Source organism: Frigoribacterium sp. PvP054 (assembly GCF_040547465.1).
In the GTDB taxonomy this organism is placed as follows: Bacteria; Actinomycetota; Actinomycetes; order Actinomycetales; family Microbacteriaceae; genus Frigoribacterium.
The window spans coordinates 43,485-69,455 of the sequence record NZ_JBEPPU010000012.1 but is presented as its reverse complement, the minus strand read 5'-3'; the positions used below and the strand labels follow the sequence as shown (position 1 = coordinate 69,455).

The 25,971-nt window shown below is 74.3% G+C and carries 23 protein-coding genes; 9 read left to right on the top strand and 14 right to left on the bottom strand.

All coding sequences use genetic code 11. The features are described from left to right. Positions 1 to 141: 141 nt before the first annotated feature. A complete protein-coding gene (locus ABID81_RS13750; RefSeq protein WP_354595345.1) occupies positions 142 to 1,197 on the bottom strand; it encodes a LacI family DNA-binding transcriptional regulator in 1,056 nt (351 codons plus the stop codon). A gap of 120 nt (positions 1,198 to 1,317) precedes the next feature. Between ABID81_RS13750 and ABID81_RS13745 the strand changes: the two genes are divergently transcribed. The 4 genes from ABID81_RS13745 (at position 1,318) to ABID81_RS13730 (ending at position 4,783) form a co-directional block, all read left to right on the top strand. Next, positions 1,318 to 1,734: a DUF1304 domain-containing protein gene (locus tag ABID81_RS13745; protein WP_354595344.1), complete on the top strand. Its 417-nt coding sequence runs from the start codon at positions 1,318 to 1,320 to the stop codon at positions 1,732 to 1,734. 146 nt (positions 1,735 to 1,880) lie between these two features. Further along, positions 1,881 to 2,711 (top strand): formyltetrahydrofolate deformylase, encoded by an 831-nt coding sequence (purU, locus tag ABID81_RS13740; protein ID WP_354595347.1) that lies wholly within the window; start codon positions 1,881 to 1,883, stop codon positions 2,709 to 2,711. 246 nt (positions 2,712 to 2,957) lie between these two features. Then, complete coding sequence (locus ABID81_RS13735) at positions 2,958 to 3,383, top strand: YrdB family protein (protein ID WP_354595343.1); 426 nt, start codon at positions 2,958 to 2,960, stop codon at positions 3,381 to 3,383. After that, positions 3,380 to 4,783, top strand: coding sequence for an N-acetylglucosamine-6-phosphate deacetylase (locus ABID81_RS13730; RefSeq protein ID WP_354595342.1), 1,404 nt, complete (start codon positions 3,380 to 3,382; stop codon positions 4,781 to 4,783). Before ABID81_RS13735 ends, ABID81_RS13730 begins: the two co-directional genes overlap by 4 nt. A 163-nt stretch (positions 4,784 to 4,946) precedes the next feature. On the opposite strand, the gene ABID81_RS13725 is transcribed toward ABID81_RS13730, so the two are convergent. Next, a complete protein-coding gene (locus ABID81_RS13725) occupies positions 4,947 to 6,764 on the bottom strand; it encodes an AMP-binding protein (protein WP_354595341.1) in 1,818 nt (605 codons plus the stop codon). Between the two features lie 69 nt (positions 6,765 to 6,833). Here ABID81_RS13725 and ABID81_RS13720 point away from each other — a divergent pair, with 69 nt between their 5' ends. Together ABID81_RS13720 and ABID81_RS13715 are read left to right on the top strand one after the other, a co-directional pair. Then, on the top strand, positions 6,834 to 7,655 hold the full coding sequence (locus tag ABID81_RS13720; RefSeq protein WP_354595340.1) for a copper homeostasis protein CutC: 822 nt from the start codon (positions 6,834 to 6,836) through the stop codon (positions 7,653 to 7,655). A gap of 88 nt (positions 7,656 to 7,743) precedes the next feature. Beyond that, positions 7,744 to 8,724: an NAD-dependent epimerase/dehydratase family protein gene (locus ABID81_RS13715; protein WP_354595339.1), complete on the top strand. Its 981-nt coding sequence runs from the start codon at positions 7,744 to 7,746 to the stop codon at positions 8,722 to 8,724. 174 nt (positions 8,725 to 8,898) lie between these two features. Here ABID81_RS13715 and ABID81_RS13710 read toward each other — a convergent pair whose 3' ends face one another. The 3 genes from ABID81_RS13710 to ABID81_RS13700 form a co-directional block, all read right to left on the bottom strand. Beyond that, the gene (locus ABID81_RS13710; protein WP_354595338.1) at positions 8,899 to 10,629 is read right to left on the bottom strand and encodes a HAMP domain-containing sensor histidine kinase; all 1,731 of its coding nucleotides are present in this window, start codon (positions 10,627 to 10,629) and stop codon (positions 8,899 to 8,901) included. Further along, the gene (locus ABID81_RS13705) at positions 10,626 to 11,294 is read right to left on the bottom strand and encodes a response regulator transcription factor (protein WP_354595337.1); all 669 of its coding nucleotides are present in this window, start codon (positions 11,292 to 11,294) and stop codon (positions 10,626 to 10,628) included. The genes ABID81_RS13710 and ABID81_RS13705 overlap by 4 nt, the downstream gene beginning before the upstream one ends. A gap of 132 nt (positions 11,295 to 11,426) precedes the next feature. After that, on the bottom strand, positions 11,427 to 11,675 hold the full coding sequence (locus ABID81_RS13700; protein ID WP_354595336.1) for a DUF4287 domain-containing protein: 249 nt from the start codon (positions 11,673 to 11,675) through the stop codon (positions 11,427 to 11,429). Positions 11,676 to 11,753: 78 nt separating this feature from the next. Between ABID81_RS13700 and ABID81_RS13695 the strand changes: the two genes are divergently transcribed. Further along, positions 11,754 to 12,938: a serine/threonine-protein kinase gene (locus tag ABID81_RS13695; RefSeq protein ID WP_354595335.1), complete on the top strand. Its 1,185-nt coding sequence runs from the start codon at positions 11,754 to 11,756 to the stop codon at positions 12,936 to 12,938. A gap of 101 nt (positions 12,939 to 13,039) precedes the next feature. Continuing rightward, positions 13,040 to 13,897 (top strand): hypothetical protein, encoded by an 858-nt coding sequence (locus tag ABID81_RS13690; protein ID WP_354595334.1) that lies wholly within the window; start codon positions 13,040 to 13,042, stop codon positions 13,895 to 13,897. A gap of 52 nt (positions 13,898 to 13,949) precedes the next feature. On the opposite strand, the gene ABID81_RS13685 is transcribed toward ABID81_RS13690, so the two are convergent. Then, positions 13,950 to 15,482, bottom strand: a complete 1,533-nt coding sequence (locus ABID81_RS13685) for an alanine racemase (RefSeq protein WP_354595333.1) — start codon at positions 15,480 to 15,482, stop codon at positions 13,950 to 13,952. Positions 15,483 to 15,619: 137 nt separating this feature from the next. Here ABID81_RS13685 and ABID81_RS13680 point away from each other — a divergent pair, with 137 nt between their 5' ends. Next, positions 15,620 to 16,024 carry a RidA family protein gene (locus tag ABID81_RS13680; RefSeq protein ID WP_354595332.1) on the top strand — a complete coding sequence of 135 codons (405 nt, stop codon included), beginning with the start codon at positions 15,620 to 15,622 and terminating at the stop codon, positions 16,022 to 16,024. A gap of 28 nt (positions 16,025 to 16,052) precedes the next feature. Here the strand turns inward: ABID81_RS13680 and ABID81_RS13675 are convergent, their stop codons facing one another. From ABID81_RS13675 to ABID81_RS13640, 8 genes are all read right to left on the bottom strand, one after another. Continuing rightward, positions 16,053 to 16,679, bottom strand: coding sequence for an NAD(P)-dependent oxidoreductase (locus tag ABID81_RS13675; RefSeq protein WP_354595331.1), 627 nt, complete (start codon positions 16,677 to 16,679; stop codon positions 16,053 to 16,055). A 167-nt stretch (positions 16,680 to 16,846) separates the two neighbouring features. Next, positions 16,847 to 18,529, bottom strand: a complete 1,683-nt coding sequence (locus ABID81_RS13670; protein WP_354595330.1) for an N-acyl-D-amino-acid deacylase family protein — start codon at positions 18,527 to 18,529, stop codon at positions 16,847 to 16,849. 34 nt (positions 18,530 to 18,563) lie between these two features. Next, on the bottom strand, positions 18,564 to 19,349 hold the full coding sequence (gene nagB / locus ABID81_RS13665; protein WP_354595329.1) for a glucosamine-6-phosphate deaminase: 786 nt from the start codon (positions 19,347 to 19,349) through the stop codon (positions 18,564 to 18,566). Between the two features lie 131 nt (positions 19,350 to 19,480). Next, a complete protein-coding gene (locus ABID81_RS13660) occupies positions 19,481 to 21,211 on the bottom strand; it encodes a beta-N-acetylhexosaminidase (protein WP_354595328.1) in 1,731 nt (576 codons plus the stop codon). A 3-nt stretch (positions 21,212 to 21,214) separates the two neighbouring features. Continuing rightward, complete coding sequence (locus ABID81_RS13655) at positions 21,215 to 22,168, bottom strand: carbohydrate ABC transporter permease (protein ID WP_354595327.1); 954 nt, start codon at positions 22,166 to 22,168, stop codon at positions 21,215 to 21,217. Continuing rightward, complete coding sequence (locus ABID81_RS13650; protein WP_354595326.1) at positions 22,165 to 23,166, bottom strand: carbohydrate ABC transporter permease; 1,002 nt, start codon at positions 23,164 to 23,166, stop codon at positions 22,165 to 22,167. Before ABID81_RS13650 ends, ABID81_RS13655 begins: the two co-directional genes overlap by 4 nt. 127 nt (positions 23,167 to 23,293) lie before the next feature. Continuing rightward, on the bottom strand, positions 23,294 to 24,622 hold the full coding sequence (locus ABID81_RS13645) for a sugar ABC transporter substrate-binding protein (RefSeq protein ID WP_354595325.1): 1,329 nt from the start codon (positions 24,620 to 24,622) through the stop codon (positions 23,294 to 23,296). Positions 24,623 to 24,758: 136 nt separating this feature from the next. After that, positions 24,759 to 25,931: an ROK family transcriptional regulator gene (locus ABID81_RS13640; RefSeq protein ID WP_354595324.1), complete on the bottom strand. Its 1,173-nt coding sequence runs from the start codon at positions 25,929 to 25,931 to the stop codon at positions 24,759 to 24,761. Positions 25,932 to 25,971 lie beyond the last annotated feature (40 nt).

Sequence of the window (25,971 nt, the reverse complement as noted above, 5' to 3'; positions counted from 1 at the left end):
GGCCCCCCCCCGGGGGGGCCCCCCCCCCCCCCCGCCGGGGGGGCCCCCCCGGGGGGGGGGGGCCCCCCCCCCGACGCCCGGGCGCCGAGCGACCGGGGCGGCGGCGGGCCCCCGGGCTCGCGCCCGGCCCGCCGACCCGGCTCAGCGGGCGGCGGGTCCCGTCGACGAGCGGACGAGCAGGCGGGCCGGCGCGATCTCGGCGTCCGTGACGGCCTCGCCCTCGACGGCCGAGAGCAGGAGGCGCGCCGCCTCGGCCCCGACGAGCCGCGGAGCCGTCGTCAACGTGGTCAGCCCGGGGCGCACGTACGACCCGAGCTCGATGCCGTCGAAGCCCGCCACGCTGACGTCGCCGGGGACGCGGAGGCCGAGCCGGTCCACCTCGGTCATGAACCCGATCGCGGCCAGGTCGTTGGCGCAGAACACGGCGGTCGGCCGGTCGTCGCCGGGCGCGCCCGCTCCGGCGCCGACGCCCGTCGCACCCGGGCCGAACAGCCGGGACGCGGCGCGGGCTCCCCCGTCGTAGGTGAAGTCGGCCTCGACGACGACCCCGGGGTCGCGCCCGGCCGCCACGAGGGCGTCGTGCCAGGCCGCGCCGCGACGCCGCGAGTGCACGAAGCGGTCGGGCCCGGCGACGTGCGCGAAGCGTCGGTGGCCGAGCGACACGAGGTGCTCGACGAGCTCGCCGATGCCGGCCGAGTCGTCCTGCCGCACGGCGGGCAGCGGGAAGCCGGCGGCCGGGTTGACCCCGACCGCGGGCAGGTCGAGCTCGCGGACGAGGTCGACGCGAGGGTCGTCCACGGTGAGCTCGTCCAGGAAGACGCCGTCGACCCGACGCCCGGCCGCGAGCCGGCGGTAGCGCTCGAGCGGCTCGTCGGCGGCCGACCCCATCTGCAGGATCAGCGCGTAGCCACGAGGGTCGAGCACCGACTCGAGCCCGCCGATGAAGGCGCCGAAGAACGGGTCGGACTCGAGCACGAACGGGTCGCGGTGGACGACCAGCCCGACCGTGAAGGCCCGCTTCGCGCTGAGGCTGCGCCCCCGCACGCTCGGCACGAAGCCGAGGTCGTCGGCGGCCTGGCGGATGCGCGCGCGGGTCTGCTCCGAGACGCCGGGGCGACCGTTGAGGGCGCTGCTGACCGAGCTGATCGCGACGCCCGCCCGGGCCGCGACCTCGACGATGGTGACCCGCTCTGCCACGCCGCGCCTCCTCGTCCTCAGCCGTGCCGCCGTCCGTGTGCGTCCGCCGCGCCCCCACGATGCTACTGACCCGCCGTCACCGCCACCGTCCGGCGGACGGGCACACCCTAGGGTCGAGGCATGCTCATCGTCTCGCTCGTCGCGGCCTCGCTCGCCGCCCTGCTGCACGTCTACGTCTTCGTGATGGAGTCCTTCCTCTGGACCACCCCGCGAGTCCGCGCCACCTTCGGCGTCACGAGCGACGCCCAGGCCGAACACACCAGGGGCCTCGCCTTCAACCAGGGCTTCTACAACCTGTTCCTCGCCGTCGTCACGATCGTGGGCGTCGTCCTCGTGGCGGCCGGAGGGGCAGGAGGCGCGGGCAGCGCCCCCGAGGCGTCCCCGGCGGGCACCGCGCTGCTGGTGGCGGGCACGGGGTCGATGCTCGCGGCAGCGCTCGTCCTGCTCTTCTCCGACCGGACCAAGACCCGCGCCGCCCTCACCCAGGGAGCCCTGCCGTTCGTCGCCCTCGTCACGCTGCTCGTCTCGTCGTACTGACCTGCCGGCCCGCCCTCGATGTGACCGTCTGGTCGCTTCTGCCGCACTACCCTGGGCTGGTGACCGACGCCACCCGCGCCTCCTCCGCTCCCGCCGACGCCGCGGCGGGCGGCTCGGGGCCCGCCGCCCCGACGACCCACTGGACGCTGACCCTCGTCTGCCAGGACCGGCCCGGCATCGTCCACGCGATCAGCGGCGCGGTCGTGCAGGCCGGCGGCAACATCACCGAGTCGGCCCAGTTCTCGAGCCACGACACCGGCACCTTCTTCATGCGGCTGCAGGTCGAGGCCCCCGGCGAGCGCGACGCGTTCGAGAGCGCCCTCGCCCCCGTCGTCGCGCACTACGGCATGACGCACCGGCTCGACGTGGTCGGCCGTCCGACCCGCACGCTCGTGCTCGCGAGCAAGGCCGCGCACTGCGTCAACGACCTGCTCTTCCGCCAGCGCGCCGGGCAGCTGCCGATCGAGGTGCCGCTGATCCTCGCCAACCACGACGACCTGTCGGGGCTGGCCGAGTTCTACGGCAAGCGGTTCGAGCACCACCCGGTCACCGACCCCGCGTCGAAGGCGGCGTTCGAGGCGCGCGTGCTGCAGGTCGTCGACCGCTACGACGTCGAACTCGTCGTGCTGGCACGGTACATGCAGATCCTCAGCCCCGAGCTGTGCGCGGCGCTCGAGGGGCGCGCGATCAACATCCACCACTCGTTCCTGCCCGGGTTCAAGGGGGCCAACCCCTACCGGCAGGCGCACGCACGCGGCGTGAAGCTGATCGGCGCGACGGCGCACTTCGTCACGAGCGACCTCGACGAGGGGCCGATCATCGAGCAGAACGTCGTCCGGGTCGACCACACCCGCAGCGCCCCCGAGCTGATGGCGATCGGTCAGGACGAAGAGAGCCGCACCCTGACCCAGGCCGTCCGCTGGTTCGCCGAGGACCGGGTGCTGCTCGACGGCGCCCGCACGATCGTCTTCCGCTAGGCCCGCTGGGCCCGCTCGGTCCACCCGGCCGGCCCGTCTCGGCCGGTTCGGGCACCGAGTGGGCAGAAGCCGCTGCTCCAGAGCCCGCGACCAGCACGTCCTGCCCACTCGGCACCCGGCAGCTCGATCCGGCAGTGCCGGGTCGGACGGGGGCCGCACGGCACACACCGGATCGGACGCACGCCGCACCGCACACCCCGAACAGCACACGCCGCACCGTGACAGCCCGCGCCGTACGCTGGGCGGGTGACTCCGACCGACTCCGCCCCCTCACCCGTCCCGGCCCGCGGCGGCCCGGTCGCCGCCCTCGACGTGGTGCGGTTCGTCACGCTGATCTTCGCGTTCCTGAGCCTCGGCTTCTGGGGCTACCTGGCCTGGCCGTTCCCGTTCCCGTCGTTGGCGTTCATGATCGGCGCGCCCCTGTTCGCCATCGTCGTGTGGGGGCTGTTCCGGTCGCCCCGCGCCCCGATCGCCACCGACGCCGTCGGCAAGGCCCTCGTCGAGATCGCGATCATGGGGGCCGTGGTCGCGGCCTGGGCGATGCTCGGCCACCCGGTCGTCGCCGTGGTGTTCGCCCTGGTGGCGCTGGTCACCGGCGTGCTGGCGTTCCGCCGCGACGCGCGGCGTGACACCGGCCGTGCCCCGGGCCGGGGCGGCGGGGCCCGACGATGACCACCACCCTCTTCACGGACGCGCGCAAGGTCGACGCCGACGGCGAGGTCGACGGCTTCTGGATGCTCGTCGACGGCGACCTCATCGTCGCCACCGGCGCCACGGTGCCGGGGTCGCGGGTGCCGGGGTCGCGGGTGGCGGACGGGGCGAGGGGCGGGGTCGACGCGACCCGCGCCTCCTCGGCGTCGCCCGCGGGCGCGACTCCGACCCGGTCCACGCCCCCGGGAGGCGCGGTGCCGCCCCCGGCGGACGTCACGGTCGACCTCGCGGGCGCGACCCTCACCCCGGGGCTGATCGACCTGCACACGCACGGCGGCGGCGGTCACGCCTTCGACGGCGGGCCCGACGACCTCGACGCCGGCCTCGCCCTGCACCGACGCCACGGCACGACCCGGTCGCTGGTGAGCCTGGTCGCGAACCCGGTGCCGGTGCTGACGCGGTCGCTCGGGTTGATCGGCGACCTCATGCGGCGCGACCCGCTCGTGCTCGGGGCGCACCTCGAGGGGCCGTTCCTGGCTCCCGACCGGCGGGGCGCCCATGCGCCGCACGTCCTGCTCGAACCCGACGCGGCCACGGTCGAGGCCCTGCTCGAGGCGGGCGACGGCGTCGTGCGGCAGGTCACGGTCGCGCCCGAACTGCCCGGCGGGCTCGACGCCATCGACCGGCTCGTCGCCGCGGGCGTGGTCGCCGCCGTCGGGCACACCGAAGCCGACTTCGACCTGGCGCGCGCGGCCTTCGACCGCGGCGCCTCGCTCGTGACGCACGCCTTCAACGCGATGGCCGGCATCCACCACCGCGACCCGGGGCCGCTCGTCGCGGCGGTCGGCGACGAGCGCGTGACGATCGAGCTGATCCTCGACGGGGTGCACGTCCACCCGGCCGTCGCCGAGCTCGTGCTGCGGTCGGCCCCGCGGCGGGTCGCCCTCGTCACCGACGCCATGGCCGCGGCGGGCGCGTCGGACGGCGACTACCGCATCGGCGAGCTCGCGGTCACCGTCGACCACGGCGTCGCCGTGCTCTCGGGCACCTCGACGATCGCCGGGTCGACCCTCACGCAGGACGCCGCCCTGCGCCTCGCGGTCACGGCGGCCGGCCTCTCGCCCGTCGACGCGGTCGCCGCGCTGACGCTCGTGCCGGCCCACGTGCTCGGACTCGACGCCGGGGGCCGACGAACGGGCACGCGCGCAGCGCAGGCCGGCAACGCGCCCACCGCGCAGGGCACGGCGCAGGACCCAAGAGCGGCCCCGGCACCGGACGCCGCGCGGAGCCGCGGGCAGGCCGAGGCCCGTCCGCCGCTCGGGCGCCTCGCCCCGGGCCATGCGGCCGACGCCGTGGCCTGGCACGACGACTGGACGGTCGCCCGGGTCTGGGCCGCCGGCCGCGAACTGCCCGTCGGCTGATCCCGGCACCGCCTGGCCCCGCCCCGCACCGCCTGGCCCCGCCCCGCCCGGCCCCGCCCTCACGACATTGCACCGCGTTTCGTGCACGGCACCGTGACTAGTCGCGGTGTCGTGCACGAAACGCGGTGCAACGGGGCGCACCCGTGGGCCGCGGGCCCGGCCCCTACCCCTTCAGGTCGGGGAAGTCCCCGTCGCGCCACTCGGCCGCAGCCCGCTCGCCCGACCGGGCCAGCGCCTCCTCGCGGTCGCGCAGCTCGACGCGGCGGATCTTGCCCGAGATCGTCTTCGGCAGCTCGGCGAACTCGACCCGCCGCACGCGCTCCCACGCGGGCAGCGACGCCCGGGCGTGGGCGAGCACGGCGCGGGCGGTCTCGGCGTCGGGAGCCCACCCCTCGGCCAGGGTCACATAGGCCTTGACGACGTTCAGCCGGGTGTCGTCGGGCGCCGGCACGACGGCCGACTCGGCCACGGCGGGGTGCTCGATCAGCATGCTCTCGACCTCGAACGGCGAGATCTTGTAGTCCGACGACTTGAAGACGTCGTCGGTGCGGCCGACGAACGTGATCATGCCGTCGGCGTCGCGCACGGCGACGTCACCGGTGTGGAACAGTCCGTCGCGCATCGACGACTCGGTCCGGGCGTCGTCGCCGAGGTAGCCCGTCATCAGGTTGACCGGGCGCGTCGTCAGGTCGAGGCACACCTCGCCCTCGTCGCCGACGACGCCCGTGACGGGGTCGACCAGCACGACGTCGACGCCGGGCAGGGCACGTCCCATCGAGCCGGCCTTGATCGTGCCGCCGGGCGCGTTGGCGACGATGGCGGTCGTCTCGGTCTGCCCGTAGCCGTCGCGGATGTCGAGGCCCCAGCCCTGCTGCACCCGCCCGATCACCTCGGGGTTGAGCGGCTCCCCCGCCGACAGCGCCTCGCGCAGCGCGCCCGGCCGCGCGCCCAGCGACGACTGGATGAGCATGCGCCACACCGTGGGCGGCGCGCAGAACGAGGTGACCGCGGCCCGCTCGAGCTGGTCGCGCAGCTCGGCGGGGCGGAACCGGCCGTAGTTGTAGACGAAGACGGTGGCCTCGGCGGTCCACGGCGCGAAGAAGCAGCTCCAGGCGTGCTTGCCCCAGCCCGGCGACGAGATGGTCATGTGCACGTCGCCCGGCTGCACGCCGAGCCAGTACGTCGTCGTCAGGTGGCCCACCGGGTACGACGCGTGCGAGTGCACGACCATCTTCGGCTTGCTCGTGGTGCCCGAGGTGAAGTAGACGAGGCACGGGTCCCCGGTCGCGGTCGCGACCTCGGGCCGAGCCGTGGAGGCGCGGTCCGAGTCCCCGAACGAGGTCCAGCCCGCGGGGGGCGCCTCGCCGGCGGGCACGACGGCGATGCGCGTGACGGCCTCGATCCCCTCGATCCCGGCGAACGCGGCGGCGTCGCCCGCGTTGGCGATCACGTGGCGCACCAGCCCGCGGTCGATGCGGTCGGCGAGGTCGGCGCTGCCCAGCACCGTGGAGGTCGGCAGGATGACGGCGCCCACCTTCATGACGGCGAGCATGGCCTCCCACAGCTCGACCTGGTTGCCGAGCATGAGCATGACGTGGTCGCCCTTCGCGACGCCGAGGTCGTGCAGCCACGCGGCGACCTGGTCGCTGCGTCGGCGCATCGCGTCGAACGACACCTTCTGCTCGGAGCCGTCCTCCTCGACGATCCAGAGCGCCGTGCGGTCGCTGCCGTCGGCGACGACGTCGAACCAGTCGGTCGCCCAGTTGAAGCGGTCGCCGACGTCCGGCCAGCGGAACTCGTCGCTCGCCCGGTCGAGGTCGCGACCGAGGCCGAGCAGGTGGTCGCGGGCGGCGCGGTACGCGGCGGTGGCCGGGGCGTCGGCGGCGGGCGGGGCGGGGGCGGCCGGGGCGTCGGCGGCAGGCGGGGCGGGGGCGGCAGGGACCCCGGCGGGGGCGTCGGGCGATCGGGATGCGTCGGACATCCCGCCATCATGCACCCGCGTCCGTGCCGGGCCCGACAGGGGCGCGGGCCGCTCGCCTAGGGTCGTGACATGACGACCGACGCGACCCGCGCCTCCTCATCCGCCGTCCCGTCCGCCCGCTCGCGGCCTGCCCTCGAGATCGCGGTGACGAGTGCGGCCGGAGCCGTCACGGCACGCGACGGCGGGGCGGACCGCGTCGAGCTGTGCAGCGCCCTCGAGCTCGGCGGCGTCACCCCGTCGCAGGGTCTCGCCGAGGCGGCCGTCGCGACGGGCGTGCCGGTGCACGCGCTGGTCCGGTGCCGGCCCGGGGGCTTCACGTACGACGCCGACGAGCTCGACGTGATGGTGCGCGAGACCCGGGCGCTGGTGCGGTCGGGCGTGGCCGGCGTCGTCGTCGGCGCGCTGCGCGAGGACGGCTCGCTCGACGTCGACGCCGTCCGCTGGTTCGTCGAGGCCGCCCTCGACGCCGCCGGGCCGGCCCGTGTCCCACCGCTCGAGGTCACCGTCCACCGGGCCGTCGACCGCGCGGCCGACCCGGTGGCGGCCGTGGCGGCACTCGCGGGGCTCGGCGTCACGCGCGTGCTGACGTCGGGCGGGGCGTCCACGGTCGGGGCGGGTCTCGCCTCGGGGGTGCTACCGCGCATGGTCGAGGTCGGGGGCGACGTGCAGGTGATGGCCGGGGGCGGGGTGCAGCTCGGCGACGTCCCGGCACTCGTGGCCGCGGGGGTCGACGCCGTGCACCTGTCGGCGAAGCGGGCGCAGGCCGTGCGCGCCTCCTCGTCCCGGTCGGGGACGACCGTGTCGCTCGGCACCGAGGCGACGACCGACTCGTGGTTCGGCACCGACCCCGAGCTGGTCCGCGCCGCCCGCCACGCCCTCGACCGGGCCTGACCCGACGGCCCCGATCCGACACCCCCGACCCGACACCCCGGGGCCGGCGAGCCGACCACCACGGGTCGCAGGGGTGCACAGTGGAGCGATGACATCGACGTCCCTCCTCGTGATCGGCGGCACCGGGCAGATCAGCGCCTCGGTCGTGAAGCAGGCCCTGCGCGACGGCCTCGCCGTGACCGTGCTCAACCGCGGCAGCACCACCATCAGGCCGGTGCCCGCGGGCGTCGAGCAGCTCGTCGCCGACGTCCGCGACGAGGAGGCGCTGGCCGCCGCCCTGAGGGGGCGTCGCTTCGACTCCGTGGCCGACTTCCTGACCTTCACGCCCGACCAGCTCGCGTCGATGCTGCGGGTGCTGGCGCCGCTGACCGACCAGTACGTGTTCATCGGCTCGGCGTCGGCCTACCAGAAGCCCCCGGTGACGTTGCCGATCACCGAGGCGACCCCGTTGTTCAACCCGTGGTGGTCGTACTCGCGCGACAAGATCGCCTGCGAGCGCCTGCTGCGCGACGAGCACCTCGCCGGACGGGTGCAGGCGACGGTGGTGCGCCCCTCGCACACGTACGACGAGACGGCCGTGCCGCTGCTCGGCGGCTGGACCACGATCGAGCGCATGCGCCGCGGCGACGCGGTCGTGCTGCACGGCGACGGCACGTCGCTCTGGGCGCTGACCCACTCGGCCGACTTCGCCCGCGCCTTCGTCGGCCTGCTCGGCCACCCCGGAGCCCTCGGCGAGGCGTTCCACATCATGTCGCCCGAGCTGCTCACCTGGAACATGATCGCCCGCGACCTGGCCGACGCCGCGGGCGCGTCGTTGCACGTCGTCCACCGCACCACGCAGGTGCTGACCGACGAGGTGCCCGAGTGGACGGCCGACCTCTGCGGCGACCGCAGCCACCCGGCCGTGTTCGACACGTCGAAGATCCGCGCGTTGGTGCCCGGCTGGGAGGCGCGGGTGCCGTTCGCCGAGGGAGCCCGCCAGATCGTCGCCTGGCACGACGCCGACGCGTCCCGCCGCACGGTCGACCCCTGGGTCGACGACGCCTACGAGCGGCTCGTCGCGCTGTAGCCGGGCGGCAGGGGTCGCGGGCGGCGCGTCGTCCGGACCCGCGCCTCCCCCGGTCGCACCACCGTCGCGTCGTCGAACCACCCACGGGCGTGGTGCGACGACGCGAGCTTGGTGCGACCAGCCGGCAGTGCGACGTTCAGCCGGCACTGCGACGTTCAGCCGGCAGTGCGACGTTCAGCCGGCGGCGCGACGCAGCGCGGGCGCGGCCGTGGGCGACGAGGTGCGATCCACGACAGCGACCTCCGAGCCGTCCCGCACCGCGGACGCCGCGACGGGCAGCGTCAGCCGGAACACCGCGCCGGGCCGCCCGAACCCGGGGGCCTCGCAGACCAGGTCGCCGCCGTGGGCGCGGGCGAGGCCGCGGGCGATGGGCAGGCCGAGGCCCGCGCCTCCGTCCCCGGACCGTCGGGCCTCGTCGAGTCGCACCAGCCGGTCGAACACCCGCTCGCGGTCGCCCTCGGGCACGCCCGGGCCGTCGTCCGAGACCAGCACCGAGACCTCGTCGGCCCGCGACGCGTCGAGCCACAGCGTGACCTGCCCCGTCCCGCCCGTCGCGCGGGCGGCGTTGTCGACCAGGTTGCCGACGACCTGCGAGACGCGTCCCGCGTCGGCGGCGACCACGACCGGTCCGTCGGGCAGCACCACGCGCAGGTCGAGCGACGGCCGTCGCAGCCGCTGGCGTTCGACGTCGGCGAGCAGCGACGCGCCGAGGTCGACGGGTGCGACGTCGAGCGAGATGCCCTGGTCGACGCGCGCCATCAGCAGCATGTCGTCGATCAACCGGGAGGCGCGCTCGGCCTCGCGCACCACGTGCGTCGCGAGGCGCTCCCGTTCGTCGAGCGTGCCGGGCGAGCGCACGAGGGTGTCGGCCGCGGCGCGCATCCCCGCCACGGGGGTGCGCAGCTCGTGGGCGGCGTCCGAGACGAAGGCCCGCACCCGCGTCTCGGCGTCGAGCGCGGCCCGCTCGGCCCCCTCGACGCCGTCGAGCATCTCGTCGAACGCGACGGCGACGCGGCCGATCTCGGTGTCGCGGCGAGCCGGGCGCAGGCGTCGGCCGCGGTCTCCGTGCGCGATGGACCGCGCCACGCCCGTCATCCGGTCGAGCGGTCGCAGCGTCGCCCGGACCACGAGGGCCAGGCCGACCGCCGCGATGAGCAGGAACGCCGCGGAGGCGCCGATCATCACCCAGCGCAGCTGCACCAGGGTCTCGCCCACCGACCGCGAGTCCGTCGTCAGGGTGATCGTCGAGCCGTCGCTGAGCTGCGACACGAGGGTCGTGACCTCGTCGTCGCTCCGCACCTCGGACGAGCTGACCGTGACCGGGTCGGACGAGGAGGCGCCGGTCGCGTCCCCGGAGTCGGTGCCGGTCGACGGGTCGCCGCCGGACGACGAGCCGGAGCCGGTGCCGCCGTCGGCACCGGTGCCCGCGCCTCCCGGGCCGTCGGCGAGGCCCGAGGCCGGACCGCCGCGACCGGGGCCGGCCTCGCCGAGCGACGGGGGGCCCTCGCGCAGCTCGTCGGGGCTCGGGCCGGCGACGATCGCGTCGCCGTCCGCGTCGCGGATGACGACCGACAGGCCCTGGGCCGACAGGCGGTCGGCGAGTTCGTCGCCGTCCACCGTGCCGACCAGGGCGGCGGCCGCCGCGGCCCGGTCCGAGAGCCGGTCGACGACCTGGGCGCGGAGGCGCTGGCCGAGGGTCAGCTCGACCGTCACGGCGAGCGCCGTCAGCAGGACGGCGAGCAGCAGCAGCACGGCGACGACCGTGCGGACGCGCAACGAGCCGGTCCGCAGCCCGGGCGCGGTCGCCTCGGGGGCCCGACCCGCGCCTCCTCGGGGGTGGGTCTGGGCGTCGTGGGGTCGGGTCGGCTCGCCGGTCGACAGGGAAGCGCGGCGGGGGCGGGTCACGCGCTCATCCGGTAGCCGAGACCGCGGACGGTGTGGATCAGGCGGGGGCCGCGGGTCTCCATCTTGCGGCGCAGGGCGCTGAGGTGCACCTCGACGAGGTTGGGGTCGTAGTCGTCGTAGCCCCAGACCTGGGTGAGGATCTGCGTCTTCGAGACGGTGCGTCCACGGCTCTCGGCGAGGAAGCCGAGCAGGCGGAACTCGGTCGCGGTGAGGTCGAGCGCTTCGCCGCCGCGCGTGATCCGGGCCGCCTCGGGGTCCACCACGAGGTCGCCGATCTCGATCACCGAGGGGATGCGGCCACGACGACGCAGCACGGCCGTGACCCGGGCGATCAGCTCAGCCACGGCGAACGGCTTGACCACGTAGTCGTCGACGCCCTCCGAGAAGCCGCGCAGCCGGTCGTCGACCTCGTCACGCGCCGTCAGCATGACGACGGCCGCGTCCGACGAGGTGCGGATGGTGCTCGCCAGGCGGATGCCGCTCGCCCCGGGCAGCATCCAGTCGAGCACGACGAGGTCGGGCACGAAGGCGGCGAGCTGCTCGGTCAGGTCGGAGCCGTCGGCCAGGCCGTGCACGGCGAAGCCCTCGGCACCGAGCGCGGTGACGACGGCGGTGCGGATGGTCTCGTCGTCGTCGATCACGAGGACGCGGGCAGGGCTGAGCATCCACGCACGGTAGGTGCGGCGGGTGGGCGGAGGCTATGGACGGGCTGGGCGGCGGGTGTGCGTCGTGAGGCAGCCGGCCGCGGCACCGGGGTCGGGCTCACGGCAAGACCGCGCCGCGGACGCCATCTCGCGTCAGCCGCGGGCGTGGCGGACGTACGCGACGATCGCGTTGGCGTGCCCGTGGCCCAGCCCGTGCTCGGACTTCAGCCACGACACGACCTGCATGTGGGCGTGCTCGTCGAGGCGTGCGTCGACCAGGTCGAGCCAATCCAGAATCGGCCGACCGTAGGTGCGCTCGATGCTCGGGAAGTACGACGCCGGCCCCTTCACGGCCTGGCCGTCGGCGGGCGGTTCGGGTGCCAGGACGCGTCGCTCGGACATGCGGTGACGGTAGCAGCCCGGGACGGTGGCAGGCAGGGTCGACGCTTCGCAGCCGCCCGTTTCCCCTAGGGTCACCTCATGTCGAGGGAACGTCGGAGGCGCCAACTGATCGCCGGTGGGGTGACGGCGGCCGTCTCCCTCGGGGCGTTCGGCGCCGGAGGCCTGGTGTCGACCGCCTGGCCGGCGGCATCGGGAGTCGTCGGGGCGGTCAGCTTCGGGGCGTTCCTGGTCTCGCTCTGGTTCTTCCTGACGGTCGTCGCCGAGCGGGACGGCCCGCCGACGGCGACGACCGTGATGCCGACGAGCCCCGCGGCCCGGCCGGTGCCGCACCTCCGGGAGCCTCCGTTCGTCCCGGTCCTGCGGCGGGTCGGCGTCGACGAGGCCCTCGACCTGTTGCTCTCCCAGGATCGCGGCGAGGACGCGACCAGCGACGAGCGCGAGGTCGTCGTCGCACTCACGGCCGTAGATCTCGTGACGATGTCGAGCGCCCTGCGGGCCGTCGTCGTCGACCCCTTCACGGACGACCGGGACGGACTCCTCCGCGTGTCGTCGTCGACGGCACTCGCCTGGGCGCGCCGAGCGGATCGGGCCGCGCGGGATGCGCCCGCACCGGGTCCTCCCGGTGTCGGGTCGGTGGGGGTGCGACGCATCGGCTGGACGGCCTGGGCTCTCGAGCAGGATGACCCGGTCGGGGTCGGAGCGGCTCCGGACCCGTGGTTCGCCGTCCGTGTCGACCAGCTCCGGTTCGTCGCGGACGCGGTCCGGCGCGTGGCCCAGGCGGGGCCACCGGCCGGTCGGCCGGCAGCCGACGCGCCCGGACTCGACGAGGCGGTGGTCCACGAGGTGGCGTCGCGTCTGTCCCTCGTCGTCCGGGGCGCCTCGGTGTCCGACCCGCGCCCCGTTCCCGTTCAGCCCACCGGTAGGCGCGTGTCTCCCCCGCCTGTCCTGGCCGACGTCACGTGGGGGCTCGAGACGTCGGACGTCCGAAGTCGCCTCCGCCCCGGCCTCAGCTATCGGCCCCTCGTCTGGCTCGGCTCCGGCCACCCCGACTTCTCTGCCGGCGAGGCGACCCTCGACGGAGTCCTGGTGGGGGCGATCTGCTCACGAGCAGGGAACGGGGACGGGGACGGCCGCGACCGGGTCGAGCTCCGCTTCTGGGCGCAGGTCGACCTCGGCGATCTCGTCGCACCCGGTGACCCGGTGACGCTGCTCGAGGGGGAACGCACCGTGGCCCGCGGCGTCGTGGTGGACGGCACGACTTAAGCCCCGCTTCAGATTCGCTTCCGAGAGTGGTGCCTGCCGGAGGGAACGACCCGACCGCCAGCCGCACCACGGCCGGCCCGGCACCGAGATCTGGAGACACCATGGCGAAGGACATCACCCCCGGCGGCCGCGACGACGACCGTCGCGACGAGGACACCCCCTCGCAGGACGACGCGTGGGCCGAGCGCCTCCGCCGCGAGGACGAGGACGAGGACGCCCGCGCGACGACCGAGCTGCCCGCCGCGGCACCCGGCCAGCCGACCGCACCGACCACGCCGATCGTCGCCGACGACCAGCGCACCCGCGAACTGCCTGCCGAGGGCAGTGCGTTCCGCGCCGAGCCGGCCACGCGACGCCGTTCGAAGAAGGGCCTGCTCGTCGGCATCGGCATCGCCGCGGCCGGCCTCGCCCTCGTCGGCACGAGCACGGCCGTCGCCGTCTCGAACGCCGGCGGCTCGACCGTCAGCGCCTCGTCGACCGCCACCCCGGGCCAGGACGACGCCTCGAAGCCGGGCGACGGCGCCACCGGGGCTCCGACGGACGCCCCGACCCCGCCGACCCCCGGTGACGAGGCAGACGGCAGCGGACCCGCCGAGGGCACCGGTCCCGACGGCAAGGCGCTGCCGACCCCGGGCACCGGCCCCGACGGCGAAGCCCTTCCCGACCCCGGCACGGGGCCTGACGGCAAGGCCCTGCCCGAACCCGGCACCGGCCCCGACGGCGAGGCCCTGCCGACCCCCGGCACCGGCCCCGACGGCAAGGCGCTGCCGACCCCCGCCGACGGCGGCCCGAAGGGCCCCGGCCACGGTCCCGGCAAGGGCGGACCCGAGAAGGACTCGGACGGCGGAGACGACTCCGACCGCCCGACCCCGCCGACCGACGCACCGACCCCTCCCGCGGACGCCCCGACGCCCACGGACGCGCCGACCCCCGGCACCGACGAGGGCTCGGGCTCGTAGGTCGGCCCCGGACCTGCGGCCCCGGGCCTGCGGTCCGGACCGCAGGCTCCCGTCAGAACCGCGTGGTGATGCCGCCCTCGACCACGGGCGGCACGCCGCGGCGGTCGGCCCCGCCCCGCACCGTGGCGATCTCGGCCCACTTGTCGATCGTCGTGCAGGGGTGCGAGACGCCGAGCCGCACGAGGTCGCCGACCTGCAGGCCCGACGACGGGTCGAGCCGCAAGAAAGCGTGCTGGTCGTTCAGCGCCGAGACGTGCGACCCGTCGAGCACGCCCGGGAGGCGCCGGTCGGCCGCTTGGGGACGCCACGCCTCGAGCGCCACCGGGAACCCCTCGTCGTCGGAGGTGTCACGCCGGCCGACGTTGAGCAGGGCCAGCCCGGGCTCGGGACGCGACACCACGGACGCCCACAGCTCGAGGGCCGGTCGGAACGCCGGCCCTGCCGCGAGCCCGGCGGGCGCCCGGTCCGCGGGCTCGGCCGACGGCCCGGCGGGCGCCCGGTCCGCGGGCTCGGCACCGAACCCCTCGGTGAGACCGTCGAGCCCGGTCAGCTCGCCGTCCGTCGGCCCGCCCATCTCGCGATCGGCCTGCGTCCCGGCCGAACCGTCGCCGACGACGACCGTGACGTCCCGGTCGACGTCACCCGCGCCTCCCGAGCCCTGGGGCTGGGGCGTCGTGCCGCGGGCGGCGGGCGTCAACCGGCGGTACAGGTCGTGGTCGTGGGCCACGTACGAGCCCGATCGCAGCACGACGCGCGTGCGCGGGCCCTGCAGCCCCGAGGGGTCGTGGCGGCCGCCGAGCACGGCGACGACGCGGTCGAAGTAGACGCTTCCGCCCGCGGTGAGCACGACGTCGTGGCCGGACGCCAGCCAGTCGTCGAACGCCGGGGCCCCGATGCCGTCGAACACCTGTAGCAGACCGCGCAGGTAGTCGTCGACCACGGCGAGGCCGGCGTCGTCGACGTCGTGCGTGAGCGCGCCCTCGTAACCGGCGACCCCCGCCAGCACCAGGTGCGGAGCGGCCGCCACGGCCTCGGCCACGAGCAGGGCCTCGCGCACGGACCGAGCACCCGTCCGCCCGAGCGCCGACCCGAACTCGACCAGCACGGCCAGCGGCCGCTCGGCCCCGCCCCGGGCCAGGGCGGCGTCGACCAGCCGCACGGTCTCGACCGAGTCGACCCACATCAGCACGTCGGCCCCGGGGGCGGCGAGCGCCGCCAGGGTCGCGGGGGCGAAGGCGGTGCCCGCCATGACGACGGTCGGCACCCCGGCCTCGCGCGCCACGGCGACCTGGAAGGCCGTCGCGAGCGTGATGCCCCACGCCCCGGCGTCGAGCTGCCGCCGCCAGATCTCGGGTGCCATCGTCGTCTTGCCGTGCGGCGCCAGGTCGACGCCGGCCTCTCGACACCAGGCGGCCATCGTGTCGACGTTGTGGTCGAGGGCGTCGAGGTCGAGGGTCAACAACGGGGTCGCGAGGTCGATCAGCGGCACGGGCCGCGGTTCGCGACCGAAGCCGACCTTGCTGGTCGACGGGTGGGCCGCGGTCGACGGGCCCTGGGACGACGGTGCCTGGGGTGACGTGGTCATGATGCCTTCCGACGGGGCGGGTGGAGGGTGGAGCGCTCAGGCCGTGTGTCGGTGCCTGCCGGTAGCTTGGCAGTCACCCCCGACACACGACACATCACGTCGGTTCCCCAGACCATCGAGCAGAGAAGAGCAGACCTGTGAGCGAGAAGACCGAAGTCCGCACCGGCGGCGCCCCGACCCCCATCTCGACCTTCTCGCAGGGCGTGCTCAAGAACGGGTTCCTCAGCGTCTCGGGCCAGGGTCCGCAAGACCCCGCCACGAGCGAGTACCTGCACCCCGGCGACCTCACGTCGCAGACGGTCCGCACCCTCGACAACGTCAAGGCCGTCGTCGAGGGCGCCGGCGGCACGTTCGACGACGTCGTCTCGTTGCGGGTCTTCCTCACCACGCGAGACGACTTCGCCGAGATGAACGCCGCCTACGAGACCTACCTGCTGCAGAACGTGCCGAGCGGCGTGTTCCCCACCCGCACGACGGTCTTCGTCGAGCTGCCGAACGAGGCCATGCTCGTCGAGATCGACGCGCTCGCCGTCCTCGGCTGACGCCCGACCACACCGCAGGAGGCGCGGGTCACTCCCCCGCGCCCGTCACCACCACGGTCTTCCGCGACCACGTCGCGTCGGTCAGCTGGGCCAGCATGAACCGTGCGACGTCGGCCCGGGTGACGTGGATGCCGCCACCCTGGGGCAGCCTCTCCCCCGTGGCGAGCGATCCGGTCGCCGGGTCGTCGGTGAGACGCGTCGGGTAGACGAGGGTCCAGTCCAGGCCGCTCTCGCGCACCTCGGCGTCGGCGACCTCCTTCGCGGCGTAGACCTTGCCGAGCACGGTGTGGAAGAACACCTTCTGCAGCGTGTTCGCGTCGTCCTGGCTGTCACCGACGCCGAACGCCGAGCAGACGACCAGCCGGTCGACGCCCGCCTCGCGCATCGCCGGCAGCAGGGCCCGACCGACCTCGACCTCGACCGGGTGCCGGATGTTCCGCGAACCGACCGCGTTGAGCACCGCGTCCTGATCGGCCACGGCGGCGCGGACGTCGTCCGGCGAGGTCGCGTCTCCCGTCAGCACCCGCACGCCGTCGGTCACGTCGAGCGACGAGGCGTCGCGGACGAGCACCGTCACGTCGTGCCCTGCCGACAGGGCGACTCGCAGCACGTGGGAGCCCGTGCCCCCGGTCGCTCCCAGCACCAGAACCCTCATCGCGCCTCCTGTCGTTCACCGAAGCGAACACCGTCCGGCCGGGGCGGGGCCGGGAGAACCCGATGGACGACCTGGGCGGCCGGGCTCCCGCGCGCCGAGGAGCGCCGACGCGCACCGCCCCGAGCCCGCGACCGGTGCCGAAGCCGACCTGCCCCCGACGGGGCGGGTCAGCGGAGGCGGCGGCCGGCTGCCCAGAGGCCGACCAGCCCCGACGGGCCGAGCCGGGGCGTCGCGTAGGTGGCCCGGTCGGCGTAGGCCCCCGGGTCGATCAGCTGCAGGTCGGCGACGGCCCCGGGAGCGATGCCGAGCGCGCCTCCTCCGTGACCGCCGGCGCGGCCGCCGCCCAGCCCGAACCGCGAGGAGGCGCGGGTCGACAGGCGCGCGACCGCCTCGCCCCGCGACAGCACGGCCTGTGCCCCCGATCCGGCGTAGACGTCGAGCACGCGTGAGAAGGTGCCGTACAGCCGTGGGTGCACGGTGCCGGTCTCACGCGGCAGGCCGTCCGAACCGACCAGGGCGTGCGGCCAGGCGAGGGCCGTCCGCATGCCCTCGAGGTCGGTGTGGAAGACGATGACGGTCAGCGCGCCGCGTTCGGCGAGGACGAGGTCGGCGAGCACCTCGCGGGGGTCGGCCCCGACGGCCGCCGCGATGTCGGACAGCGGTCGCCCCTCGAACGGCTCGTGCTCGGGCCGCGTGAAGCCGGCCAACGAGATGCGCGCCGGGCCGATCGCGGCGTACTGGTTCTCGAGCGTCGAGCCGGCCCACGGCTCGAGCAGCCCGTCGAGCACCTGCCGTCGCGAGAGCGTGCCGGGTCGCAGCGCCTCGAGCAGGCTCTCGACCCCGTGGTCGGCGGTCGCCGGCGGGAAGAGCGACGCCACCGTCGTGCTGCCCGCGTCGTAGGGGTAGACGTCGGCGCTGACGTCGACCCCGTCGCGGCGCAGGGCGTCGAGGTGGTCGACGACGGCGGGCATGCCTCCGACGTTGCGGGGCCCGGTCACCTTGAGGTGGCTGACGTGCACCGCCGCCCCGGTCTCGCGCCCGAGGGACGCCAGTTCGTCGACGGAGGCGCGCAGCCCGTCGGCCTCGTTGCGGACGTGGGCGACGAGCAGCTTTCCGCGCACGGCGCACTCCCGCGCGAGGGCGACGAGTTCGGGCCGGTCGGCGGCGTCGCCGGGTGCGTACATCAGGCCGAGCGAGACGCCCAGGGCGCCTGCGTCGAGCGCCTCGCCGATCGACGCCGCGATGCGTGACCGCTCGGCGGGGTCGGCCGGGCGTCGCTCGAAGCCGACGACGGCCGCCCGCAGGGGCGCGTGCGGCACGAGCGTCGCGGCGTGCAGGCCGTACCGCCCGTCGGCGTCGCCCTCGGCGAGCGTCCGCACGTAGTCGGCGAAGGTCGGCCACGTGCGGCGGGGGAACTCCCCGAGCACCGGCCGTGAGTAGTCCGCGAGCGAGCGGTCGGCGGGGTCGGACGCCGACGGCGCCACGCCCTGGCCGCAGTTGCCGACGACGGTGGTCGTGACGCCCTGCCCGGTCTTCGGGTCGACCCCGCCCGGGCGGAACAGCGCGGCGTCGTCGTGCGCGTGCACGTCGACGAAGCCGGGCAGCACGTCGAGTCCCGTCGCGTCGACCACCTCGACGTCTCGCGCGGGCGCGGTGGCCACGCCCGACCCGCCTGCCCCGGAAGCCCCGCTTGCCCCGGCCGAGGAGGCGCGGTGCCCCTCCCCGAGGAGCGCCGCCGCCCCGGCCCCGACGGCCGCGACCACCCCGTCGCGCACGACGACGTCCGCGACGCGACCCGCGCCTCCCGAGCCGTCCCAGACCGTCCCGCCCACCAGCACCAGCGTCGTCACGACGGCACCGTGGTCGTCACGAGTGCACCGCGATCTACTCGAACCGCTGCCACTCGGGCTTGTTCTCGTACGTGTAGCGGTAGTAGTCGGCCAACTGCAGCTCGGACGCGGCGGCCTCGTCGACGACGATCGTGGCGTGCCGGTGCAGCTGGAGCGCGCTGCCCGGGCACATCGCGCTGAGCGGCCCCTCGACCATGCCCGCGACCGCCGAGGCCTTGGCCGACCCCTGGGCCACGAGGACGACCTCGTGCGCGTCGAGGATCGTGCCGAGCCCCTGCGTCAGGCAGTGCGTCGGCACCTGCGAGGGGTCGTCGAAGAACCGCGCGTTGTCGGCCCTGGTCTGCGGGGCCAGGGTCTTGATGCGGGTGCGCGACGCGAACGACGACGTGGGTTCGTTGAAGCCGATGTGCCCGTTCGCCCCGATGCCGAGGATCTGGACGTCGATGCCGCCGGCGTCGGCGATCGCCCGCTCGTAGTCGACGACCGCGGCCTCGACGTCGCTCGCCCGGCCGTCGGGGACGCGCACCCGCGAGGCGTCCATGCCCAGCGGCACGACGACGTCGCGGTGGATGACCGACGCGTAGCTCTCGGGGTGCTCGAGCGGGATGCCGACGTACTCGTCGAGCGCGAAGCCCGAGGCACGACCGAAGTCGAGCTCGCCGGCCTCGACGCGGGCCGCGAGCGAGGCGTAGATGCCGGTGGGCGACGACCCGGTCGCGAGGCCCAGCACGGCCTCGGGGTCGCGCTGGACGACCGACGCGATCTTGCGGGCGGCGACGCGGCCGACCTCGTCGGCGTCGCGGACGATGATGATCTCCATGGGGCTCCTCCCCGGTCGTGACGAGTGCGCGGGCCCACGCGGGGCCGACACCGGCACCGGCACCGGCACCGGTGCCCGAACCGGCACCGGCACCCGTACCGGCGCTGGTGCTGGGACGCGCGTCGCGCCTCCTAGGCCTCGGCGCGGATGTTCGCCACGACCGACTCGATGTACGCCTCGCGCTCTTCTCGCGAGGCCGGACGCCCGGGCACGCCCGGTCGTCGCTGCCACGGTAGCGGGCCGGACTCGTGCCGGTACTCGACGCCGATCGCGTCGAGGCGGGACAGGTGCACGGCCAGCCGTGTGGAGAAGTCGTCGAAGTCGCGCGGCTCGGTCGTCCAGAGCGCCTCGGCGACGGCGCACAACCGGGGGAACGCGAAGAAGTCGATCGTGCGGGGCGAGTCCATGTGCTCCGTCCAGATGTTGGCCTGGCCGCCCAGCACGTGGCGGGCCTCGGTCTCGTCGAGTGCGTCGGGCACCGGCTCGAAGGCGTACACGTCGGCGAGGGTGAGCGGGATCGACACGGGGATCGGCTCGTCCGGCCCGTCCGACTGCCGGTAGTCGAGGTACACCTGGTCGTCGGGGCAGGCGACGACGTCGTAACCGCGCCGGGCCGCCGTGACCGCGCCGGTCATGCCGCGCCACGACGCGACCGTCGCACCGGGCGACATCGTGGCGTTCCCCTCGAGGATCTCGTCCCAGCCGAAGGTGCGCCGCCCGGCCGCCGCCAGGTGCGCGTCGAGCCGGCCGATGAACCAGGCCTGCAGCTCCTCCTCGTCGGCGAGGCCGCGCTCGCGCATCAGCTGCTGCGTCCGCGGGTCGGACCGCCACTGCGCCTTGGGGCACTCGTCCCCGCCGATGCCGATCCAGGTGCCCGGGAACAGCTCCATCACCTCGTCGAGCACGTCCGTGTAGAAGTCGACCGTCGACTGCTCGGTGTTGAGCACGTCCTCGAAGATGCCCCATTCCGTGCCGACGGCGATCTGCCGTGGTGACGCGACGGGCGTGCCGTCGACCTCGACCGCGCCGACGCCGAGGTGCGGGTAGGCCGTGATCGCGGCCATCGAGTGGCCCGGCACGTCGACCTCGGGCACGACCGTGATGTGGCGCGCCGCGGCGTAGGCGACCACCTCGCGGATGTCGTCCTGCGTGTAGAACCCGCCGTGCGGTCGGCCGTCCTGGGTCGCGTCCGGCCCCGCCCCGACCTGCGTCGACCCGCGCCAGGCGCCCACCGAGGTCAACCGTGGGTACTTCGCGATCTCGATGCGCCAGCCCTGGTCCTCGGTGAGGTGCCAGTGCAGCGTGTTCAGCCGGTGCAGCGCCATCAGGTCGACGAAGCGCAGCACGTCGTGCTTCGGCAGGAAGTGCCGGGCGACGTCGAGGTGCGTCCCGCGCCACCCGAAGCGAGGGCGGTCCTCGACGTCGACCGCGGGCACGACCCAGTCCACGCCGGTCACGAGCGCCGTCCGGTACACGGCCGCGGGCAGCAGCTGACGCAGCACCTGGGCCCCGTGGAACGCCCCGGCCGCGTCGCCACCGGTGATGCGCACGCCGGCCGGTCGCGCCTCCAGCCGGTAGGCCTCGGCCCCGAGCGAGGCGTCGAGGTCGAACGAGATGCCGGTGCCGTCGGCGCTGCCCTCGCGCAGCGGCAGCCCGGTCGCCGGGCGCAGCGACTGCTGCAGCCAGGCGACGACGCCCGCGAGCTCGTCGGGCGCCGAGACGCGCGTGGCCGGATCGAGGCGGAACGCCCCGGAGGCGCGGGTCAGCCGAGCCGGACGCGGCACGATCGCGACCGGTGCGGTCTCGGGCGTCGTGGCGCCGGGCCGAGCGGGCGTCGAGGTGGTCGAGGGTGCGTGCGTCACGGGTCAGCCCTTCACGGCGCCGGCGGACATGCCGGTCACCAGGTTGCGTTGGATGATCATGAAGAAGACGACGACCGGCAGCGAGAACAGCACCGAGGCCGCCATCTGCCCGCCGAAGTCGGTGCCGCTGGTCGGCGTGCTGAACGAGGCCAGCCAGACGGGCAGCGTGTACATCGACTGGTCCTTCATGAACGTGTAGGCCACGAGGTAGTCGTTCCAGGCGGCGATGAACGCGAAGATGCTCGTCGCGATCATGCCGGGCAGCACGAGCGGGAACATGATGCGCGTCAGCACCTGCCAGGTGCTCGCCCCGTCGAGCTGGGCGGCCTCCTCGACCTCGACCGGGATCGCCAGGAAGAACCCGCGCATCACCCAGATCGAGAACGGCAGGGTCGACGCGACGTAGGCCAGGATGAGCCCGCCGTAGGTGCCGAGCAGCCCGAGGCTGTTGAAGATCAGGAACTGCGGGATCAGCAGGGCCGTCGCCGGCAGCATCTGCACGATCAGGATGAACACCATGATCGTGCGCCGCCCCCGGAACCGGAACCGCGACAGGGCGGCCGACGCGAACAGGCCGAGCACGATCGAGAAGATCACCGCGCCCGCGACGACGATGACGCTGTTGCGCAGGTTCGTGAAGAAGTCCGACTGCGTCACGGCGACGACGAAGTTGTCGAGCGTCGGGTTCTGCGGCCAGAACAGCGGGGTCGCCGTCATCACCTCGGGTCGCGGCTTGAAGGCCGTGTTCACCATCCAGTAGACGGGGAACAGCCAGACGAGGCTGAAGACGACGGCGATCGCGTTGCTGACCCAGCGGGGCTTCCGGCGTCGACGGGTCGGGCGGGCGGCCGACGGGCGGCCGGTGCCGTGGCCCGGGCGCGCCTCCTTCGCCTTCTCGTCGCGGGCGACGGTCTCGGTCGTCGTGGTGCCGACGCCGGCGGGTGCGGTCGTGGTCACAGGTCTTCTCCGGATCGGATGAGGTTGCGGACGTAGAACGCGGTCAGCACGACGAGCAGCAGCGTGGTGACCACCGAGATGGCGGCGCCCTGCCCGATGTCGAAGCCGACGAACGCGGTGACGTAGGTGAAGACGCCCAGGGTCGAGGTCGCGTCGTCGGGGCCGCCGGCCGAGACGAGCCAGATCTGGTTGAAGACGTTGAAGTCCCAGATGATCGACAAGATCGTGATCAACAGCAGCGTCGGCTTGAGGAACACCAGGGTGACCGTCCGATAGACGCGCCACTCGCTCGCCCCGTCGAGTCGTGCGGCCTCCTTGTACTCGAGCGGGATCTGCGTCTCGGCGGCGTACATCGTCAGCGCGATGAAGGGCACGGCCTGCCACACGATGAGCAGCCAGATGCTCGTGTAGGCGAGGGCCGCGTCGTTCGACCAGTCGACGTCGGTCATGTCGCCGACCAGGCCGGTCTGGGTGAGCAGCCAGTTGACGACGCCGTAGCCGGGCTGGAAGAGCCACTTCCAGACGATCGACGACGCCACGTTCGGCATCGCCCAGGCCAGGATCAGCACGACCGTCACGGTGTAGCGCATGGGCGTGCCCAGCCGGGTCAGCAGGTGCGAGACGCCGGTGCCGATCAGCACGCTGCCGCCGACCATGGCGGCCGTGAAGACGAGCGTGCGCACGAGCGACCACCAGAAGTCGGTGTCGGCGAGCAGGGTCGCGTACTGCTGCACGCCCACCGAGTCGTACGCGCCGGTGAAGAGCGAGCGCTGGTCGTAGTCGGTGAACGACGTGAACACCAGGAAGACGATCGGCGCGACGGTCACGGCCAGCAGCACGATGCCGGCCGGCGAGAGCAGCCAGAGCGGCGCGAGCTGACGTTTCTTCCCCGGTCGCACCGGAGCCCCGCGCTCGTCCTTCGGGCGCTTGCCGCCCTTCGGGTCGGGCGCGGCGTCGGGCGGGGTCTCGGTGAGACCGGGAGCGATCGAGAGGGCCACGGTTCCTCTTTCGGTTCGAGTCCAGGAGGTGCGGGTCGAGGGGGCGGGGACGTCGCGCGATCAGGTGCTCGCGCGACGCCCCCGGGGTGCTGCCGGCTGCTCGGTGGCGGCCGGGGGCGCCGCGTCGCTAGTCGTTCAACGCCTTGTCGGTGGCTTCGTCGAAGGACTTCGCCGCGGCCTCGGCCGACTTGGAGCCCGAGACGACCGAGGAGAAGAGCTGGTTGATGCTCTTGTCGCCCTCGAGGGCCGCCCAGTTCGCGCTGGCCGGGGTGGCCTTCGAGTTCAGCGCGGCGTCGAAGAAGCCCTTCTGGATCGGGGTGATGACGTCGGCCGCCGCCTTGATGCCCTCTTCGCTGTTCGGGATCCAGCCGTCGTTGCCGACGACCCACTCGCTCTGGATGTCCGGGCTGGTGGCGATCTTGGTCCATTGCAGGGCCAGGTCGGAGTTCTGGCTCTTCGCCGCGATGCCCCAGTCCGAGCCGCCGAGCATGACCGGCTGCGTCTCACCCGACTTGCCCGGCATCGGGAAGGTGCCGAAGTCGTCGTCGGTCAGCGCGGGGTTGGCCTTCTTGATGAGGTCGATCGAGCCGTTCGTGTGCAGGATCGTCGCGGTCTTGCCGTCGGCGAAGACCTGCGTCTGGTCGGGCGCGTCCGTGTCGAGGGTCTGCGAGGCGGGCGTCGAGTAGGCGTTCTGGAACTCGGTGAAGTCGGCCAGGCCCTGCTGCGCCTCGTCGCTCTCGAGGCCGGCCGTCCAGGTGCCGTCCTTCGAGGTGGCGATCTCGCCGCCGGCGTCCCAGACGAACTGCATGCCCGCGTACCAGTACTGGCCGGGCAGGTAGAACGCCGAGAAGTCGGAGGCGGTGTTGGCGGCCTTCACCTTGTCGAGGTCGGCGGTGAGTTCGTCGTAGGTGGTGGGCGCCTCGGTGATGCCGGCCTGCGCCCACATCGTCTTGTTGTAGATGACGGCCCGGGCACCGGCGAAGCCGGGCACAGCGTAGAGCGCGTCGTCGACGGTGGCGGGCTCCTCGAGACCGGTCAGCCAGGTCTGGCCCTGCTCGAGGTCGTCGCGGTACGAGGTCAGGTCGAGCAGGGCGCCGTTCGCGGCGTAGCTGGCGACCTGGGTGTTGCCGAGGTCGAGCACGTCCGGCGGGGTGCTCGTCGCGAGCGCCGTGCTGATCTTGGTCGTGATGCCGTCCCACTGCTGGATCTGGACGTCGACCTCGGCGCCCGTCTCCTCGGTGAACTCCTCGTTGATCGCGTCGATGGTCTCGGGCGTGTAGTCGCCGGTCATGACCCAGACGGTCAGGGTCTTGCCGTCGCCCTTGCTCGTGGGGACGGCCTGCGGCGAGTCGGACGAGCTGCCGCCCGTGCCCGAGCTCGAGCAGGCGGTCAGGGCGAGTGCCGCGGCCAGGCCCAGGGCCCCGACCGCCGTGTAGCGTTGGATTCGCAATTTCATCTCCTCGTTCTCGAAGCGGGGATGCCGCATCGCTGTGGTCCCGGCCCGCGCTCGCACAAGCGTCGGGTCGGGAATGCGGCACGGGCGGAGGCCCTGGCCGCCTCCGGGGGTGGGCCCCCGAGGTCTGTGGTGGGGTTCACGTCAACCCCAGTTCGGCCTGCAGCACGAACGAGGCCGCGCCCCGCAGGGCGAGGTCGGTGCCGCTGCCCGCGATGCGCATGGTGAGGCCGTTGCTGACGGCCGACAGCGTCCGCTGCCGCACGGTCTCGCGGGCGGCCCGCAGCAGGGCGCCCTCGACCAGGTCGGCGGGGCCCGACAGCACGACCTCGTCGATGTTCAAGGCGCTGACGATCGGCGCGAGGACGAGCCCGAGCGCACGACCGGCGTCGTGCAGCACGGCACCCCGCGAACCCTCGTCGTGCTGACGGAGGCGCGCCCTCAGTTGCGGGGCGGCCAGCACCTCCTCGAGGCACCCGCGTCGCCCGCACGCGCACACGTCGCCGTTCTCGTCGACCGTCACGTGCCCGATCTCCCCGGCCGAGAACTGGTCGCCCTCGACGAGGGCGCCGGCGACGACCAGCCCGACGCCGACGCCGTGGTCGATCGTCACAACCATGAGGCTCTGGGCCGTCGCGGCGCGTGCGGTCGCGGGGTGCGGGGTCGCGGGGTGCGCGGTCGCGGCCTGTACGGTCGTCTCGCCGAAGGTGCGGATGCCCACGGCGGCGGCGTTCGAGTCGTTGCCGACGTGGACCGGCAGCCCGGCGTGGTCGGACAGGCGCGCTCGCAGGGGCAGGTCGTACCAGCCGAGGTGGACGGCGGTGCGGACGACCCCGTCGTGGTCGACGATGCCCGGCGTCGCGACGCCGACGCCGAGCACCGGGCGGGTCGTCAGCGCGCCGAGGTCGTCGACGAGACGTTCGACCAGGGCGACCGCGGCTTCACCGACGGCGCCGTCGAGGTCGACGCTCGCGCGTTCGACGACGCCGCCCCGCAGGTCGACGACGGCCCCCACGAAGCGCTCCGCGCTCGACAGGTCGACCGTGACGATGTGGAAGGCGTCCGACTCGATGCCGACGAGCGTCGCCGGCTTGCCGACCCGGGAGTCGTCCCGGACGCCGAGCTCGCGGGCGACGCCGCCGTCGATCAGCTCGGCGACGAGGGCCGAGACCGTGGGACGGGTCAGTCCCGAGCGACGGGCGAGGTCCGCCCGGCTCATCGAGCCGTCGCGGTAGAGCGCCTGCAGGACGAGCGACCGGTTGTGCGCGCGGACGGGCGCTTGCTGCTGCCTGGTGATCGTCGTGCTGGTCACGGGCGCGTCCTCTCGTCTCGGCATCGTCGCCGACCTATGG